Genomic DNA, 16,321 nt, shown 5'->3' on the forward strand with positions numbered 1-16,321 from the left:
GTGCGCTCTCACCGTTGCTGCCCGGGCGCCGGAACGACGGAGGTGAGCGCGGCCGACCGCACCAGCGGCTCCCATGCCTCCACCAGCAGGGCGAAGTCCTCGATGTCGCTGCGTGCTTCGTCGAGGAGGCGGGCGCGGCGCTGCCACAGGAGGTCGGCGAACTCGGCGTATCTGCCGCCCAGTTTGCGGAACGCGGCGTCGAGGACGTCCAGCCGGTAGACGTTCTCGCTCTGGTCGAGCCCTGCGCTTTCCCTCGCCAGCAGGGCTACGGCCGACGCCCGCACCTGGCCCCTTTCATCGAGCAACGACGCGCCGGTCCGGGCCATTTGGTCGTAGACGAAGTTGAAGTAGAGCATCGACAGCAGGAACTTGACGAAGCGCAGCTGGTAGGACATGAACCCGGAGTCGGTGCGGCGTTCGCCGGTGTAGAAGTTGACGATGTTCCGGTTGTGCAGGACGCCCGGCAGTGCGGCGGCGTGGACCAGGTGGATCAGGAAGTAGTCGCTGCCGATCGTGTCGGTCGCGGGCGGCAGGGGCACGCGTTCGTGCACGCCGTGGAAGGCGATGTTGCACATGTCCACGCGCATGGGGTCGACCGCGGTCAGCGTGGAGTGGTCCATGGTGAAGGCGTCCGTGTCCGCGCCCCGGAAGGACTCGTCTACGAGTTGCCTCTTCTGCTCGCCGGACCAGTGCACGGGCGCCCACAGACCGACCATGTCGTGGTAGACGTCGGGGTCGATCCGGAGTATCTCGCCGATGTCCACGGACAGTTCGCCGACGAAGGAGCTGCCGACCATCGCGACCTTTCGGTTCATGTGGTCGGTGGCCAGTGCGATCTCGGTGACGTGGGGCGCAGCGTCGGCCGCGCGCCTGCCGAGCGACATCAGCTCGTGGTGGATGGGGAAGATGGTCCGGCCGTTCACGACCTGGTATCGGCTGTCGGAGTCCCTGCGGTGGACGGACTGGCAGCCGAGCGCGGCGGCGACGAGGAACGCGCGGTTGGTGCAGGCGCCGTAGGACACGGCGGCCGGGAGCATCAGATCCAGCAGGAGGTCGGGCTTCATCGCTCCGGCCCGGTCGATCACCCGCCGGAGGAAGTCCCGCTGCCGTGCCTCGTCGAGATGGTGTATGGCGATCCGCGGATCGCCGGTTATGCGGCGCACGGCCTCGGCGTGTTCGGCGTACACGGGCGCGGCGCAGGAGTCCAGGATCAGGAGGTGCACCTCGGTGTCGAAGTGCTCGGTGGCGTAGGCCGCTTCCTCGGCCACGGCCGCGATGGTCGCCGTGCAGGGCCTGTTGGTCGGCAGGGTCAGACAAATTCGGCGCATGTCTCTTCTCCGGCCGGCTCGACCGCCTCGTCGAGGTCTGCCCCGCTCCAGGATGTGAGGCCCAGCAGCTTGGCCCCGAGTTCGTCGAGGTGGGCCCTGCCGTACCGCAGGGATTCGTGTTTTGTGGCGTCGCCGAGCAGCGTCGCGTTCCAGTCCGGAGTGCTGAGCGTGCGCCACGAATCGGCCCGGGAACGCCGCAGGGTTTGGTGGGACTCCAGCGCCGGCATCATCGACAGGTACTGGACCGCACGCACTTTGCCGTCGGATGTGTTCGGTGCCACGCCGTGCGCGAGCAGGCCGTTGAAGATCAGCAGGTCGCCGGCCTCGAGTTCGGGTCGCACCACGGGGAACTCCGCGCGGTCGATCCTGGGCCGGATCGGGTCGCGGTCGTCCGGCTGGAGTGCCTTCCACCGGTCGAACTGCCTGAACAGCTCGGGGCAGCACTGGAAGCCGCCGAGTTCAGGCCTGGTGTCGTTCAGGGCGATGATCCCCTGAACTCGCTGCGGCAGCATGCCGAGTGTGGTGTCGACGTCCCAGTGGAGCTCGATGTCGAAGCCCTGCGCGGTGCGCGGGATCAGGGCCCGGTCACGGCTCTTGATGTTGGGCGGGTTCAGGTTGAGCCGGTCGAGCGTCACCCACAGCTCTTCGCAGTCCCAGACGTCGACGAACGCGTCGTAGACCCGCTGCGTCTGGCGGCTGTCCCAGATGAGCTGGTGGTGATAGGCCTCGACGAAGCCGTAGATGTGCAGTTCCCGGTCCAGGTCGCAGCGGTACTCGCGGTCCTCGTACCAGGTCTCCGGACGCTCGGGGTCGAGTCCCTGGAACGCCCAGGCGAAGTCCAGCAGTTGTCGGGCATGGGCGGCGGGGATCGCCTGCTTCACCACGACGTAGCCGCAGGTCTGCCACAAGGCGAAGTCCTCCTCGGAGAGGACGCGCAGCGGGCGGGTCTTCTTCAGGTCCCGCAGGGGTGTCTGGGCGAGATAGGTCTCGCCGTCCGAGCTGAAGTAGGGGATGTTCGAAGGGGCTCGATGGAGATAACGGTCAGTCGTGGGCATACGGTGCTCCACACCTCGATCTCAGGTACCGGCGACCCCAACAGGGTCACCAACTGCGCGGAGTGAAGGGCGGTGGCCATTCCGGCAGGATCACTGCACCACGGGCCACACCAGCCCCTCTTCGAACTCGCGTGCCACCAACTTGGACTAGACCAACTCGACGTGTCAAACATCCCAGCTGAGGGCGCGTTTTCGCCAAGTAGGCTCGATTCGGGCCCACTTGACACGAGCGGTTAGCCTGAGCGGAGGCGTATTGGTCTGTACCAACCAGAAGGGCGCATGCGATGGTCTCCAGCAAGCACGGCATGGAGTTGCGACGACTGGCGCGCTCCGTGCTGCAGCCGGGTTTCGTGGGCACCGAGGCGCCCGACTGGGTGCTGCGCGAGATCGCCGACGGGCTGGCATCGGTGGTGCTCTTCTCCCGCAACATCGTCACGCCCGCACAGGTAGCCCGGCTGACCGGCCGACTACGCGTGGAGAACCCCGAGTTGATCATCGCGATCGACGAGGAGGCCGGCGACGTCACCCGGATCGAGTCCGCGACCGGCTCTACCCGGCCGGGCAACTTCGCCCTCGGAATGGTCGACGACACCGAGCTGACCGAGGCCGTCGCCGCCGACCTGGGCCGCCAGCTGCACGCCGCCGGTGTGAGCCTCGACTACGCGCCCAGCGCGGACGTCAACTCCAACCCCGACAACCCGATCATCGGGGTCAGGTCCTTCGGCGTCGACGCCAAGGTGGTGTCAAGGCACACCGGCGCCTGGATCCGGGGACTCCAGTCGGCCGGTGTCGCCGCCTGCGCCAAGCACTTCCCCGGCCACGGCGACGTGGCCGTCGACTCCCACCACGGCCTGCCCGTCTACGACGCCGACCGCGCACAGATCGCCGCCCAGGCCCTGCCACCGTTCCGCGCCGCTCTCGAAGCGGGCGTCCGTGCGGTGATGAGCGGCCACCTGCTGGTCCCCGCCTACGACCCCGACCTGCCCGCCACCCTGAGCCGGCGCATCCTGGACGAACTGCTGCGTCAGGAGCTCGGGTTCGACGGCATCATCGTCACCGACGCCATTGAGATGGGTGCCGTGGCCCACCTCTACGGGATCGGCGGGGCCACGGTCAGAGCCGTTGCCGCCGGTGCCGACGCCGTCTGCGTCGGTGGCGAGAACGCGGAGGCGGCCACCGCCAGCCTGCTCGTGGACGCCCTCTCGGACGCCGTCGTATCGGGGGATCTTCCTGAGGAACGGCTGGAGGAAGCGGCCCGCCGGGTCCGGGAGTTCGCGTCCTGGTCGACGAGCCTGCGCCCGACCCATGCCGCAGACTGGGACGCCGGCAGCATCGGCTTCGCGGCCGCCCGCCGGGCCATCCGCCTGCACGGAGCCGTACAGCACGTCCTGCCCCTGGTCAACGCACCGCACGTCGTGGAACTCGTACCCCCCACCAACCTGGCCATCGGCAAGGAGACCCCCTGGGGCGTGGCCACCCCACTGGGCGAACGGCTGCCCGGAACGACCTCTGTCCGGGTACGCCGCGAGGACCTGCGGTCACGGACCACCGCCCTGGAGACGCACGCACTGGCGCCCGCCGCGGGACGACCCCTGGTCGTGGTCGTCCGCGACGCCTCTAGGCACGCGTGGATGGCGCGCGCCCTCGCCGACCTCGTCACGGCACGTCCCGACGCGATCGTCGTGGAGATGGGCCTGCCGGGCGCCCCTGTTCCCGGAGCGGCTCAGATCTTCACACACGGCGCCACCGCCGCGTCGGGGGTGGCCGCCGCAGAGGTCCTGGCGGGTGCCCTCTAATGCAGGCGAAGGGGCAACTTCCGTACCGCTAGCAGATATTGACGGTCACTCGGCTCTTTCCTACCTTCCGAGAGCGCTCTCACATCCGTCCCTCCAAGCAGGGAGGTCTCGTGACCCCTGCACAGAGACCCAGAAGTTGCCCCCTGAGCCGGTTGGCGGCAGCGCTCGGCCCGGCACTGTTCACCGTTCTCGTGCCCCTCACGCCCCCGGCGTCCGCCGCAGGCACCTCCGCGGCAGCCACCATCTGCAACAAGTACTGCGACACCCGTGACCCCGCGCTCTCTCCGGGCGACCGCACGCCGGTCACGGCGAGCATCTACGCACGCTCCATCGTCCTGCACTTCGACGACGTCGACGCCATGGGCTGGGCGTCCATCGGCAACGGCAACCCGGGCGACGAGGTGTGGCTCGACCGTTCCTTCGACGGCGGCCGCACCTGAAGTTCGGGCAGCATGCTCGGCGACACCATCGTGCCCACCGGTCAGCGTGGCTGGCGCACGCTCATGTACAACGTGGACGACTGGAACGACCTCGGCGTCGGTGCCCTGCGCGCCTGCGGCAAGGGTGGCGACCGCGCCGAGATCGCGTGCACTCCATGGGCCCGCACCACCTGGAACGCGGGCGAGCCGCGCACCGCGGCGGCCACCGGCCTCATGACCTTCTACAACTACGGAACCGGCCTGTTCGACACCACCGGCTGGTGGAACTCGGCGAACGCCCTCACCGCGATCATCGACAACATCCGTTTCGCCCGGCACCCCCGACTAAGAGGGCGACCACCAGCCCCGACCACCAGTCACAATCCCACAACAAGCACATCCACCCTCCCGTGGTCAGGCCGACCATGAACCCGACCAGGGGCCCAACCAGGCGTCCCCTCGCTACTCCAGGTCGTATGCAATCGGGGCTGCGCAACGAATCCGGATCCTGTCTGGCCATGACGGTCGGCCGGCAGACGCCACCGGCGATGCCACATGCGCACGCAGAGGCGTACAGGACGGTGGTTCTTGCCCGAGGCGGCGACGCGATCACGCAGGGGCTCCGCGGCGCACAGCATCTCGTCGTTCAGTCAGTTGGTTTGCCATCTCCCTGTGCCCGATCCTGCTCAGGGCCCAGAGGCTGCTGGATCGCCCGGCCTACCGCCAGAGCGGCTCATCCGAAACCGCAGGCAGGTGAAAGGGCAGCACGGGGATGCCGTAGGCATCGAATGGACCAACGTCGAGGTAGCGCAGACCACCGGTCCCGCACAGATAGTGGGCACTGCCCGAGCCGCCGCAAGGTCGGCAAGACGCTCGGAACGGCCTTGACGTGCCGGGATGTCACTGCTGTCCAGCACCTCCCCAGGCCAGTCACGAACGGCGAGCGGGGCGATCGTCGATGTTCTCGCGATGCCCGCCACGCGCTCTGTGGAGTCCAGCGCATCCAGGACCGGGTCCAGAACCTCACGCACGGCACCCCAGTGGCGGCTACGGCGGTAGTACTGGCCTACGAGTAGCTCGACTCTCCGGCGTGAGCGGCGGGGATCAACGAGCCGCGCCTGGCTGATCAGTGTCGCGCGTCCGTGGGGAAGGTGCGTCGGAAGCGTGAGCCACTGCTGCCGACCAGGATCTTCCAGCGAGGCGAGCCGCGTGCGGTGCTGGTAGTCGCGCCGGGCGAACTGCACGTTGTCGAGGACGATCCAGCGGTCGGCGGCACAGAGCTTGGCGAGCGTGGACAGCCGGGGAAACAGGTTCGGTTGATGGATCGCGCACACCCCGCCCGGCGGTCCGACGCAGGATGGATCAGGTGCTGATGAGGCGGCTGTCGAAGCCGGCGCCCAGGAGGCGCTCGTACGCGTCATACACATCCCCCGGTACATCCTGCTCGAGGGCGAAGCCGAGCTTCGGGTACTCGATCACCCGTTGCAGGTCGCCGACGAGCATGTCGACGACGAGCTTCTCGTCGCCGATGGACTTGATGTAGTCGTCCAACTCCAGCGGCTCGGAGGCGCACACGACCTCGACCCCGGGCCACAGCTTGCGGCAGGTCGCGTACGAGCGGCGCTCCATGTACGGCTTGGAAATCAGCAGCAGCGACTCGACCTCCACCCCGGCCTCAGCCAGCACCTCGCGGGAAAAGGTGATGTTCTGGCCGGTGTTGGCGGCCCTCGGTTCGACCAGGATCGCCTCATCCGGCATACCCAGGCTCAGCGCGTACTCGCGGTAGTGGACCGCCTCGCCGCGCGGGAAACGCGCGCGAGTGGTCGGACTGTTGCCGCCGCTGAAGACCGGAACGGGAAACAGCCCCACGCGGTACAGGTCAGCGGCGGCGGTAGCCACGCCGAGGTCGTGGCTGCCAAGGCCAATCGCCGCCGAACAGGGCCGCTGCTCGTGTCCCATCTGGTGGTAGTTCCAGATCAGCATCGCGTCGTGGAACTGCTCGTCGGTGATCTGGCGCTGCTCGTGCTCCGGCACTGACACTCCCTGGCTCATCCCTGCTGGTCCTTCCGGATGCCCTCGATGCTGCGCAGCTGGTGGCTCAGCCCGTACTGCCGGGCCACCTGTGCCGCCTGCTCGAGGACGGACAGCCCATCATTGCGGGTCGCCGCGTCTGACAGAAGGATGTGCCCGTAGGCGGTGTCCAGCCGCACACGCTGCATCGGGGAGTCGACCGTGCCGGTGGTGCGCGCGATGTCGATGTAGTGCAGTGCCTGCTTCAGGTCGCCGGCACCACGGTGGGCCAGGGCCAGTTTCTGGTGGGCGACCGACCAGTCGTCCGGCTCGCCCAAGTCCTCGAAGGCTCGGGTAGCGGCCGTCATGACCTGGGTGGCGTACTCGTTGTTGCCTTCCTTGCTCAGGGCCGTGCCCACCCAGAGGCGAGCCCTGACACGATCACGGGGGCTTAAACGCTCGTCCGTGGCGAGGAGTTCGTACTGACGTGCGGAGGCTTGCAGCTGGCCGGACATCTCTTGGACGACGGCAAGGGAGAGTTCGATCTGGGCCACTCGGCGCGGGATATCAAGTTCGGTGAACATGGCGCAGGCGGTCGAGTAGGAGTGCCGGGCGGAGAGTGGGCCAAGAACTCCAGGCCGACGTGCTCTCCGCTAACCCGAGATGGCCCGCTTCACGGCGCAATCCCGGCAGCGCGAACAACGTCTCTCCAAGACCTCGGCGAGCAGGACTGGCGCAGCAGCGACGTCGGCCCTCCCGCCGCCATTGACAAGCTCCAGGCCCAGATCACGGAACGCCAACAGGAAAACCTCGACCTGCTCCCACAACTCGAAAAGCAGGAGGAGGAGTTGAGCGCTGCCCGCGCTGTCCATCGAGAACTGACCAAGAACCTCAACCACGATCAGGGAAGGAAAACATGAAGAACCGCTACCAGAGCGTCGTCGACGTCTACGTACTCCTACGCCAGCCCGACGGGCGCATCCTGCTCATGGAACGCGCCAACACCGGCTACGCCGACGGGCAGTTCTGCCCGCCCAGCGGGCCAGGGCTGATTCAAAGTCCTGGTGATCACGAAGCGTTGCTGGTCACGGAGGTGTGACGGGGTGGCCGGTGGGCCGTCACGAAGACAACGAGGCTCCGGTTGACGGGGTGACCTACCAAGTCGCCCTGTATCACCGGAGCCTCGATGTGCCGCCAGTCTGCCACTGTCTGCCTGACCAAGTCGCCCTCGCCGCGCCAGCGTGAACTGCCCGACGTCGCCGAGCGGTTGGCGACACTGCTCGACCTGCGCGACCGCCGTGGCCGTCGGCACTCGCTGGTGTCGGTCCTGCTCACCGCGGCCTGCGCGGTGCTGGCCGGGGCCCGCTCCTACCTGGCCATCGGCCAGTGGGCGCGCAATGCCCCGCAGGACTGTCTCGCCCGTCTCGGCATCCCGTCCCGGGGCCCGCTCGGCATCCGGCGCGCGCCTGCCACATCCACGATCCGCCGTGTGCTCACCCTGGTGTGCCCCGGCGGGCTGGCCGATCTGCTCGGCTCCGCCCCGGTCGGCGCCGAGCAGGTGGCCGTGGACGGCAAGACCGCCCGCGGCTCGCGCACCGACACCGACGACGCCGTTCACCTGCTGTCTGCCCTGACCGGCTCCGGACGCGTGGTCTCCCAGCTCCCGGTGCCGGACAAGACCACCGAGGTCACCGCCCTGCCCGCGCTGCTGGCGCCCTTCGACCTGACCGGCTGCACGGTCACCGCCGACGCGCTGCACACCAGCCGCGAACAGGCCCGCTACCTGGTACAGGAGAAGAAGGCCCATTTCGTGCTCGTGGTCAAGCGCAACCAGCCGCGCCTGCACACCGCGCTGCGCGCCCTGCCGTGGAAGGAATGCACCGCGGTGCGCCACGACCGCGAGCAGGGACACGGCCGGCACGAGACCCGCTCGGTGCGTGCGCTGACCGTCACCGGCCTCGGCCTGGACTTCCCGCACGTCGCGCAGGCCGTGAAGATCCACCGTTACCGCACCGACGTCAAGAGCGGGAAGACCACCCGGCAGACGGTCTATGCGATCACCGACATGACCTCCCGTCAGGCATCCCCGCAGCATCTCGGGCAACTCGCCCGCGCACACTGGGGCATCGAGTCCGTGCACCACGTCAGAGATACAACCTTCGCCGAGGACGCATCCAAGGTCCGCACCGGGCACGGCCCGGCGAACATGGCCACACTGCGGAACCTCGCGGTCAACACGCTCCGCGACGCCGGTCACCGCAGCATCGCCGCCGGGCTACGGCAGGTTTCCTACGCGCCCTTCACTCACCCGCTCGACCTGCTCGGACTCGCTTGACCTGCACCGATACATGATCACCAGGACTTTGAATCAGCCCTGCCGTATACCGAGCGCTACGCAAATCCCTTGAAGATAATAAAAATGAACCCGGAGCGGCAGACTTCTACTATGGCGAAATGGAAATGCGCCGCCGCGATCCTGCCACGCCGCAGGCCGAGCGGAGCCTACTGACCGCCTACTGGGCCTTGTCCGGCTACGGGCTGCGTGCGACTCGGGCCCTCGGGTGGCTGCTGCTTGCGATGACGAGCACGCTCCTGGCGATGATGCTCTGGGGGATCCCGAAAGACGAGCCGAAGCCCGTCATCGCCGGCCGCCAAGCGGCCCCCGGAAACTCCGTGAGACTCACCACGAGCACCCCCGACCCCGTCAACCCCACCGGGCCACCGCACGAACGGCTGACCACGGAGCGGTTCGAGAAGTCGCTGCGCGTAGTGATCAATAGTGTTGTCTTCCGCTCCAGCGGCCAAGACCTCACCACCGCCGGCACCTATGCTGAGATGATCAGCCGGTTCAGCGAACCTGTCCTGCTCGGCCTCGCCGTCCGCGGACGCGTCAAGCGGTAGGCCGGCACAGATCAATGCATCGTCATCATGGATCCACACCCGCTCGGCGCCCGACGCTGCTGACCGGACGCGGGGACGGAGCGCACACCGCCCGTCCCCGCACTAACCTCCCGGTATGACCGCCACGTCCTTCTCGTCCGCCCGCGCCGCACAGATGACCGCTGACGCGCTGCGCGGGCGCTCCATCGGCAGCCCACAGTCCGGCACCATCCACGTCATCGACGTCACCGCAGACGGGAACAGCTGGCCGATCCGCATCCGGTTCACCACCCGAGCCGATCAATGGCCAGCCCACCGCACGTGGGAGACCACCTTCGAGCCGGCCGACGTCACCGACGAAGACGAGCCCTGCACCGGCGAGTTCAGCAACGAGCACGCACAGGAACTGGCCGCGAACGCCCTCATCCTGCTCCTGGAGTACCTTGCCACCGGCCCCGGAGGGGGCATCCGCGAAATCGACGTCCCCTCAGCCTGAACCAGCCTCGCGACACCCCGCAGCTGCCGTATGGACCGTCTCGGACACCGAAGCGGAGACATCGTCGTCGGCCAATGCCCGCGCCACCAAGCTGGTGGTCCTATGCACGGCGCACGTGCGCGGGCAGGAGGCCGTCGCCGGGCCACAGGGCCCGCTCGCCCACGAGGGAGGCGAGGACCTTGTCGATCTCGGCAAGGACTGCAGCGCGTTCGGTCGGCCCGTAGTCGATCAGCTGGCTGGCTGCCGCGTCCTGGATACGGATGTGGCTGTGGGGCCCGGTGCAGATCAGGGCGCGCTCGATCTCGGGCAGGCCGAGGCTGAGGGCATCGCATTCCCCTTCCCGGACCAACTGGATCAGGTCGGTGGTGACGCTCTCCCAGTCGCCGACCTGCGGCCAGTCGGCGCCGCCGCCCAGTTCGTGGGTGAGCGTGGCCAGCGGGATAATCTCGCCCGGCCTGCGTCCTTGGGTGAGACGGTCGTGGATCCGGGAGCCGTCGGGCTGGCGTACGTGCGGGTGGAGCAGGGAGGCAGCGGCCACCACGGTGGTGTTGATCTCCTGGGCGCCGGGGCCGGGGTAGTACGGCTCGTGCGCGAACAGGAGGTACACGTCCGCAGTCCGAGCGGCCTGGTCGGACCTGGTCTGGGTCATGGTGTGGTGTCCCTCTCGTGATGATGTGATGGGTGTGTGTCGGTGTGCTGACGTGACGGCTCGGGGCCGGTCGGGCGCGCGGCCCGGGGGCGCGTGTGCTGGCAGGGCTGGTCCGGGTCAGCCGGGCGGTCCTCAGCGCCGGTGGGCGGGACGGTGCGGGCGACGTGGTCGGTGAGTTGGAGCATCAGCCGCTCGCGGGCGATGAGTTCGGCGAGGCCGACCGGGTGTCCTGCCTCTGGAGCAGGCCTGCGGCTTGGCACAGCAGGAGCTGGCCGATCTCGACCGCTCGGTGCACCTCGCAGCGGTCGCTGCCGGCCGCAGCCTGGACGAAGTAGGTGTGCAGGGCGGCGAGGTGGTGGAGGCAGACCATGCTCCGGACCCATGCGCAATCGCCGATGCGCAACGCGGGCGGCACTCGTTGCGCATGCGGCTGCGCAACAAGTCCGGGTCCTGCGCAATCTGCATGCGCAGCCGACTGCGCACAGCCGGAAGCGCCGTCGACCATGTTGTCGCACCGGAGACGATGGCGCTCGCAGCTTGCCTCGGCGTAGCCTCGCGGGCATGCCCGCAGCATGGACCGACCACGCGCTGAAGGCGCTCCGCGCCGCCTGCCACACCGCCAACGGCCCGTCACTGCTCGCCCTGTTGCGTAGGCATGCCCCCGCCGACGTGCTGCACCAGTGCGGGGACGCACTCACCGAAGCCGTCTCCAAGGGCGTGCCCGGCGCCCGGGAGACGGCGATCGCGTGCACATCCACCCTGAGCGACCGGGGCTGGCCCGGAGACGAGGTGCTCGCCCAACAGCTCGACACGGTGAGTGGCGGTACCGTCTTGGTGCTGCGGCCGCTGCCGGTCGATCTGGAGGAACTCTCCGGTCTGCTCGAAGGCGACCCGGCCTGGGGCGGTGGCCGCATCGACCTGGACACCGGTGAGTGTCGGCCCGCCCTCGCGGACTCCGAGGAGTCGTGGGACGAGGAGAAACCGGAAGGCACCGAGCGGTGGCTCCATGTCCCGTGCGAGGGATCGCGCGATGCCTACCGCGACATGGAGGACTTCATCTCCACCCTCGATGACCAGAACCTCGCCCGGTTCCTCGGCATCGCGATCCAGGGCCCTGGGGCATTCCGTCGCTTCAAGGACATGCTCGCCACCTCACCGGCGCAGATGCAGCGGTACCAGCTGTTCGCTGCGGAACGGCAGTACGGCCGGGTCCGGGCCTGGCTCGCCGATCAGGGCTACCGTCCGGCGCCACCGAGCGACCACTGACGGGGCGGCCTCAGAGGCCCCAGTGCCGGTACCTTCCGATCCACTCCACCCCCTCGGGCGGCGGATCCGGCAACGGAAGGTCGAGAATGCCGATCGCCTGCCGGTGCCTGCCTCGCGTACAGATCGCCACGATCTGGCTGCCGGGCAGCAGGTCGGCCTTCTTCACGGTGACCTCGACCCCGAGAACCACCGTCTTGAAGGGAACGGCCAGATGCTCTGCGAGCATCGTGCAGAGGCCCGTGAGCTGCTCCTCGTCGTCGTAGGCGTCCACGGTGGCCTGCGCGACCAGCTCATCGAGTTCCGCGTCACCCAACTGCCCGTCCACACGAAATACGGTACCGACGGAGCCCACACCTGCACTCCCCCGGTCAGCCGTCGTCCGCTCCGCCCCGAGCCACGACAATCGTACCTCCCGCCCCGACGGCCAGCGTGCTGCCTGGTAGCGTGCACCGGCTTCCCGGCACCGACAGGGCCGCGACGGCACGAACGTGCGCTCATCAGGCACAGACTGCCCGCTCGCGACGCCTACCGATGGCCGCCAGGCCTATCGGTTCGGAGTCGTGGAGTTCGGTCCGGCGCACGGTGGTCTTGCTGGCGACTCGTTAGAAGCAGCCAGCCTGTGTTGCCCGGCTGCGGTGCGGCTGCCGCGGGTTCGAGTCCCATCACTCACCTTGAATGATCAGCCGGTGACTCTGCGGGAATGGGTCACCGGCTGATTGCGTCCCCGGGCTCATTTGCCGGGCTCCTTCTCAAGGCTTCTTCGTGGCTCCCAGGGTGAACTGTTCGGGGTATGAGTACTTCACGCGCAGGGTCAGGCTCCGCTTCCTGCTCTTCTCGGCCGAGTAGGCGAGCAGGAGGGTGAAGAAGTCGTCACCGTCGGCCGAGCTCCCGACCTCGATGCATCCGTGGCTGAACCCCTTGTGCGAGTTGTGGAGGTAGAAGCTGTCGCGGCCGTGCATGTTGCCGCGGACCGGGGTCAGCGCGACACGAAACGTGCCCCAGGCGGGTTGGGTGGGGCCGGCGCCCCCGATGGGCAGGAACTCGATGCCGCTCTCCCCCGGGTGGTTGATCACGGCCGCGTCTCCCCGCAGGTTCGCCGCCCGCACGGAGTTCTGCCGTGGATTGACATAGGTGACGAAGGAGTAGAGCCCCTCGGGCAGAGGCCCGCGGTTCTTGATCGTTTGAAACGCGGCCATCTGGGAGGTTTCGTCTCCGGACGTCGCCGCGAACAGAAGCCGTCCCGCCGTCTTGACCAAGGTGGGCTGGGATCTGTGCCAGTACAGGAACTTGCCCGAGTACGTCAGGTCGGCGTCCTTGTCCTCGACGTCCTGTACATCGATCTGTATCTCGCCGAGCGTTCTCAAATCGCCCGTGCGTGGCACTTCGACCGCCCGGAACCGTCCCGTGCCCGGGGACCGTCCCGTGAGTTCCAGTTTGCGGAAGGCCCGCTGCGGGGCGTTCACCGGCTCCTTCTCGTCGAAGAAGACCACCGTCGGGTCCTGGAAGAAGACGGCCGTGTGCACGGGATCGTCCGGCCCCACTCCCTTCCACAGGATCGGCCGCGCCTCCTCCCCCACCCGCAGGGTGAGCTGGGACAGTTGTTGCGTCTGGGTGGCCTGGAAGCAGAAGTGGCTCACAGTTGCTGCCCGGTCTTGGGGTCGTAGGCGACCTGTACCGCCACCACTTGGTCGGTGGGTAGGACTTCGACCCATTGGTCGAAGATCTCGTACGGGGCGGGCGGGCGGAATCCGCCCTGGAGCGGGTCGAAGCCCGTTTCGAAGACCCGCTCGGTCGCCAGGCCGTTGGTGAAGTCGAGGTTCGACCGCTGCAGTTCGGCGGCGAGCAGACCGAGGACTTCCCCGACCTTCTTGCCCTGGTACTCGGTCGGGTCGCCGGGCTGGAAAGGATAGGGCAGATCGAGCGCCGCTTCACCCTCCACATCGGCCGCGGCCAGCCAGGCCAGCGCCTCAGTCTCATGACCGGGTCGCACCGGCAACACGGCCTTGGCCCAGGCCGCGTTGAGGAACTCGTTGCGCCGTTCGTCGCCGTCGATCTGGATGAGCCAGCCCAGTGAGCTGCCCATCGGCGCGGGCTGACTGTCCTCGGTGATGGGGTAGTTCAGGCGCCATTCAGGGGTGGCGTGCAGCAGAGGGTCCACCACGTTGTCCTGACCCGTGTGCGAGTACCAACCGCCCACGGTCTGGCCCTCCAGAACGGCGGGGTCGGACGTGGCCCAGGGCGGCGGCGGGACCGGATAGCGGCCGACGGTGGCCGGGGTGGGGTGCGGGAGCGGGTCGGGGGCCGGGACCGGCAGGGGACGCCAGTAGTCGGGGGCGACGAAGTAGAGCATCTCGTCCACGTCGAAGATCTGCCGGATCAGCTCGGACCCGAGGTGGGCGTCCTCGAAGAGGGACAGTTCCCGGATCAGGGCGCCGTAGACGGTCTGGCGTTCCTCGCTGCGCAAGTCCTCGGAGTGGCGCGGACGCATGGCGGAGACCAGCTTCACGCGATCGCGGACCGCGTCGCCGTAAGCCTGGTGCTGGATCGCCGCGACCTTCCGGTCATAGTCGGCCTTGTCCGCGAGGTACTGCGCCTGCGCCGGATTCTGCGCCGGCGGGTTCCAGGTCAGGGAGAAGGTCAGCTGTAGGACGCGAGCGTCGCCCGAGTTCAGGAAGTCGGCCATCACCTCGAACCGGCCGTGCACGGCGTCCTTGATCGCGATGGGCTCCTCGGCGATGAACTTGCCGTCGCCGCCCCCGGACTTGGCCGATTTCACCGCGACGTGGACCAGGGTGTAGCCGGGCGCCGGCGGATCCGCCGTGAAGGGGGCCGTGGCCACCATGTGGTCGTTTCTGTTGTGGCTGATGATCCGGTCCGAGCCGTCGTCGTGGAAGGGGAAGTCCTCGTTGGGCGGGATGTCGTTCTCGGTGCCGGGATACTTGCGCACCGGGAACGACCCAGTGAACTCGGTGATCTTGGTTTCGAGCGGCGCCGGCGGCTCGGGCTCCTTCAGCGAGGACAGTTCCGGGGCCGCCACGGTGTGTACCAGCTCGGCGACCCCCAAGTCGCGGCCAGGGGCGTCGAGGTAGACCTGCCAGCACAAGCGCGTGCCGATGTGCTGCAACTGGACGCCGACCTTACGCATCTTGCGTCGCAGCTCGTAATTGGCCAACTGGCTGGTGGACGGGTTCTGCAGGACGTAGCGGCGGCTTGAGGTGTCGGTGGTATCGGTGACCGTCTTGAATGTGGTCTTGAAGTTTCGCTTGATCTCACTGCTCGCCTTGGAGCTTTGGGTACGGCTGTGCTTATGGGTCTCCTCAGAGGACTTGTGGACGGTTGTGTGCAGGCTGAAGCTGGCACTGGCGTCAGCGTGGTAAATGCCGGCGTTGGCGCCGCCGGTCGCGCTGATGCCGAGGGAGGTGTCGTTGGCGTTGTCCTCCTTCACTGCGTCGGCGATGTCGTCCTGCTCAGTAAGGCCTTCCTCAACCTTGCGAGAGACCTCCTCCGACTGCTCACTGGTCCGCTCCACGAGAACCCTGCGGGTGCTGGTCTCGACGAGTTCAACCGTGCCGCCCGGGCTGAGCCAGACGTGGCCGACAGGTCCACCGAGAAAACTGTCGAACTCGAAGAAGTACTGCCGGAAGAGGTTCACCACACCGACCGGCGAAAGGACGCCCTGGGCAGCGGCCGTGACCTGTTCCGCCAGGGCGGCAAGCTGTTCGTGCTGCAGGGAACGGGCATCGGACCCGTAGAACGCCGCACCGGTGGGCCGTGGCGCCAGGCCGAGGCCCTGCAGAGCGCGCAGCGAACCCTGCCGACCGAACCAGCCGGCCAGGGGCTGGTAGACGCCGAAGACCTCGGTCGCGTAGGGGTAGGCCCCGCGGAAGTCAGCCGCCGCACGGCCGTTGGGCACATAGGCTCCCTCGGTCGGCACGGTCAGGACCTGCACGGACTGCGGTGTGCTGACGCCCGGGACGAGGAACTGCACAGGCGCGAGATTCTGCCCCGCGGCGGCCCGGGCGAGCTGGACGTCCCCAGCGCTCTCGCCCGTCGGCGCGGCGAACGACAGGGTCTGGGGCCCGGGTGTGTCGATCATCCGCACGACGTGAACCCGGCCCGAGACAGCGTCCTGCTGGACGGTGATGCCCGCCAGTTGGAGGATGCCGGGGTAGCGGTCGCCGCCGCGCGCGTCCACGCCCCGGCGCAGGCTCAGCGCGACCCGAAATCCCGCGGCCAGCTCGCCGGCCCCCGACGAACCCCCTTGATTGGACTCGACCTTGTAGCTCCAGACGCTGAACCCGCTGTCGAGCGAAGCGGAAGCGGACTTGCCGAGAAAACTGAGAACCAGCACGTTCGGACACCCCCCGAGCAGTCGATGAGACCCCCGTGTCCGGGGACCGGCCGTCAGGCTAGCGGCGGAGA

General features: G+C 68.1%; 15 protein-coding genes and 3 pseudogenes. 8 read left to right on the plus strand and 10 right to left on the minus strand.

The window, feature by feature from the left end; genetic code table 11:
- Positions 1-8 precede the first annotated feature (8 nt).
- Positions 9-1,328 (minus strand): DUF6271 family protein, encoded by a 1,320-nt coding sequence (locus ACZ4EG_RS41355; protein WP_467794283.1) that lies wholly within the window; start codon positions 1,326-1,328, stop codon positions 9-11.
- Positions 1,310-2,383 (minus strand): phytanoyl-CoA dioxygenase family protein, encoded by a 1,074-nt coding sequence (locus ACZ4EG_RS41360; RefSeq protein WP_467794284.1) that lies wholly within the window; start codon positions 2,381-2,383, stop codon positions 1,310-1,312. Before ACZ4EG_RS41360 ends, ACZ4EG_RS41355 begins: the two co-directional genes overlap by 19 nt.
- Positions 2,384-2,667: 284 nt before the next feature.
- Between ACZ4EG_RS41360 and ACZ4EG_RS41365 the strand changes: the two genes are divergently transcribed.
- On the plus strand, positions 2,668-4,179 hold the full coding sequence (locus ACZ4EG_RS41365; RefSeq protein WP_467794285.1) for a glycoside hydrolase family 3 protein: 1,512 nt from the start codon (positions 2,668-2,670) through the stop codon (positions 4,177-4,179).
- Positions 4,180-4,355: 176 nt separating this feature from the next.
- Positions 4,356-4,925, plus strand: a pseudogene (locus tag ACZ4EG_RS41370) (glycoside hydrolase family 76 protein); the annotation flags it as partial.
- Positions 4,926-5,284: 359 nt separating this feature from the next.
- On the opposite strand, the gene ACZ4EG_RS41375 reads toward ACZ4EG_RS41370, so the two are convergent.
- The 3 genes and pseudogenes from ACZ4EG_RS41375 to ACZ4EG_RS41385 all read right to left on the minus strand — a co-directional run.
- The gene (locus ACZ4EG_RS41375; RefSeq protein WP_467794286.1) at positions 5,285-6,037 is read right to left on the minus strand and encodes a WbqC family protein; all 753 of its coding nucleotides are present in this window, start codon (positions 6,035-6,037) and stop codon (positions 5,285-5,287) included.
- Positions 5,961-6,650: a YdcF family protein gene (locus ACZ4EG_RS41380; RefSeq protein WP_467794287.1), complete on the minus strand. Its 690-nt coding sequence runs from the start codon at positions 6,648-6,650 to the stop codon at positions 5,961-5,963. The genes ACZ4EG_RS41375 and ACZ4EG_RS41380 overlap by 77 nt, the downstream gene beginning before the upstream one ends.
- Positions 6,647-7,240 (minus strand): annotated as a pseudogene (locus ACZ4EG_RS41385) (hypothetical protein); the annotation flags it as partial. The pseudogene ACZ4EG_RS41385 and the gene ACZ4EG_RS41380, both read right to left, overlap by 4 nt.
- On the opposite strand from ACZ4EG_RS41385, the gene ACZ4EG_RS41390 reads away from it, so the two are divergent.
- From ACZ4EG_RS41390 to ACZ4EG_RS41410, 5 genes and pseudogenes are all read left to right on the plus strand, one after another.
- Positions 7,127-7,528, plus strand: coding sequence for a hypothetical protein (locus ACZ4EG_RS41390; protein WP_467794288.1), 402 nt, complete (start codon positions 7,127-7,129; stop codon positions 7,526-7,528). The pseudogene ACZ4EG_RS41385 and the gene ACZ4EG_RS41390 sit on opposite strands and share 114 nt — an antisense overlap.
- Positions 7,525-7,707 carry a hypothetical protein gene (locus ACZ4EG_RS41395; protein WP_467794289.1) on the plus strand — a complete coding sequence of 61 codons (183 nt, stop codon included), beginning with the start codon at positions 7,525-7,527 and terminating at the stop codon, positions 7,705-7,707. The genes ACZ4EG_RS41390 and ACZ4EG_RS41395 overlap by 4 nt, the downstream gene beginning before the upstream one ends.
- An 87-nt stretch (positions 7,708-7,794) precedes the next feature.
- Positions 7,795-8,943: an ISAs1 family transposase gene (locus ACZ4EG_RS41400; protein ID WP_467794290.1), complete on the plus strand. Its 1,149-nt coding sequence runs from the start codon at positions 7,795-7,797 to the stop codon at positions 8,941-8,943.
- Between the two features lie 44 nt (positions 8,944-8,987).
- A pseudogene (locus ACZ4EG_RS41405) lies at positions 8,988-9,509 on the plus strand (pentapeptide repeat-containing protein); the annotation flags it as partial.
- Positions 9,510-9,624: 115 nt separating this feature from the next.
- Positions 9,625-9,984, plus strand: a complete 360-nt coding sequence (locus tag ACZ4EG_RS41410; RefSeq protein ID WP_467794291.1) for a hypothetical protein — start codon at positions 9,625-9,627, stop codon at positions 9,982-9,984.
- Between the two features lie 100 nt (positions 9,985-10,084).
- Here ACZ4EG_RS41410 and ACZ4EG_RS41415 read toward each other — a convergent pair whose 3' ends face one another.
- Complete coding sequence (locus ACZ4EG_RS41415; protein ID WP_467794292.1) at positions 10,085-10,633, minus strand: hypothetical protein; 549 nt, start codon at positions 10,631-10,633, stop codon at positions 10,085-10,087.
- Positions 10,634-10,817: 184 nt separating this feature from the next.
- Positions 10,818-11,003: a hypothetical protein gene (locus ACZ4EG_RS41420; protein ID WP_467794293.1), complete on the minus strand. Its 186-nt coding sequence runs from the start codon at positions 11,001-11,003 to the stop codon at positions 10,818-10,820.
- 191 nt (positions 11,004-11,194) lie between these two features.
- Between ACZ4EG_RS41420 and ACZ4EG_RS41425 the strand changes: the two genes are divergently transcribed.
- Positions 11,195-11,899, plus strand: coding sequence for a UPF0158 family protein (locus tag ACZ4EG_RS41425; RefSeq protein WP_467794294.1), 705 nt, complete (start codon positions 11,195-11,197; stop codon positions 11,897-11,899).
- 10 nt (positions 11,900-11,909) lie between these two features.
- On the opposite strand, the gene ACZ4EG_RS41430 is transcribed toward ACZ4EG_RS41425, so the two are convergent.
- The 3 genes from ACZ4EG_RS41430 to ACZ4EG_RS41440 all read right to left on the minus strand — a co-directional run bounded on the left by ACZ4EG_RS41430 (position 11,910) and on the right by ACZ4EG_RS41440 (position 16,250).
- A complete protein-coding gene (locus ACZ4EG_RS41430; RefSeq protein WP_467794295.1) occupies positions 11,910-12,224 on the minus strand; it encodes a hypothetical protein in 315 nt (104 codons plus the stop codon).
- A gap of 424 nt (positions 12,225-12,648) precedes the next feature.
- Positions 12,649-13,536, minus strand: a complete 888-nt coding sequence (locus ACZ4EG_RS41435; protein ID WP_467794296.1) for a hypothetical protein — start codon at positions 13,534-13,536, stop codon at positions 12,649-12,651.
- On the minus strand, positions 13,533-16,250 hold the full coding sequence (locus ACZ4EG_RS41440; protein ID WP_467794297.1) for a hypothetical protein: 2,718 nt from the start codon (positions 16,248-16,250) through the stop codon (positions 13,533-13,535). The genes ACZ4EG_RS41435 and ACZ4EG_RS41440 overlap by 4 nt, the downstream gene beginning before the upstream one ends.
- Positions 16,251-16,321: the final 71 nt, after the last annotated feature.

This window comes from Streptomyces sp. NPDC025638 (assembly GCF_055558775.1).

Coding starts and splice junctions, on each gene's coding strand:
- ACZ4EG_RS41425 (WP_467794294.1), top strand. CDS start 11,195: ATGCCCGCAGCATGGACCGACCACGCGCTGAAGGCGCTCCGCGCCGCC.
- ACZ4EG_RS41360 (WP_467794284.1), bottom strand. CDS start 2,383: ATGCCCACGACTGACCGTTATCTCCATCGAGCCCCTTCGAACATCCCC.
- ACZ4EG_RS41395 (WP_467794289.1), top strand. CDS start 7,525: ATGAAGAACCGCTACCAGAGCGTCGTCGACGTCTACGTACTCCTACGC.
- ACZ4EG_RS41410 (WP_467794291.1), top strand. CDS start 9,625: ATGACCGCCACGTCCTTCTCGTCCGCCCGCGCCGCACAGATGACCGCT.
- ACZ4EG_RS41420 (WP_467794293.1), bottom strand. CDS start 11,003: ATGGTCTGCCTCCACCACCTCGCCGCCCTGCACACCTACTTCGTCCAG.
- ACZ4EG_RS41375 (WP_467794286.1), bottom strand. CDS start 6,037: ATGTACCGGGGGATGTGTATGACGCGTACGAGCGCCTCCTGGGCGCCG.
- ACZ4EG_RS41380 (WP_467794287.1), bottom strand. CDS start 6,650: ATGAGCCAGGGAGTGTCAGTGCCGGAGCACGAGCAGCGCCAGATCACC.
- ACZ4EG_RS41400 (WP_467794290.1), top strand. CDS start 7,795: ATGTGCCGCCAGTCTGCCACTGTCTGCCTGACCAAGTCGCCCTCGCCG.
- ACZ4EG_RS41415 (WP_467794292.1), bottom strand. CDS start 10,633: ATGACCCAGACCAGGTCCGACCAGGCCGCTCGGACTGCGGACGTGTAC.
- ACZ4EG_RS41365 (WP_467794285.1), top strand. CDS start 2,668: ATGGTCTCCAGCAAGCACGGCATGGAGTTGCGACGACTGGCGCGCTCC.
- ACZ4EG_RS41355 (WP_467794283.1), bottom strand. CDS start 1,328: ATGCGCCGAATTTGTCTGACCCTGCCGACCAACAGGCCCTGCACGGCG.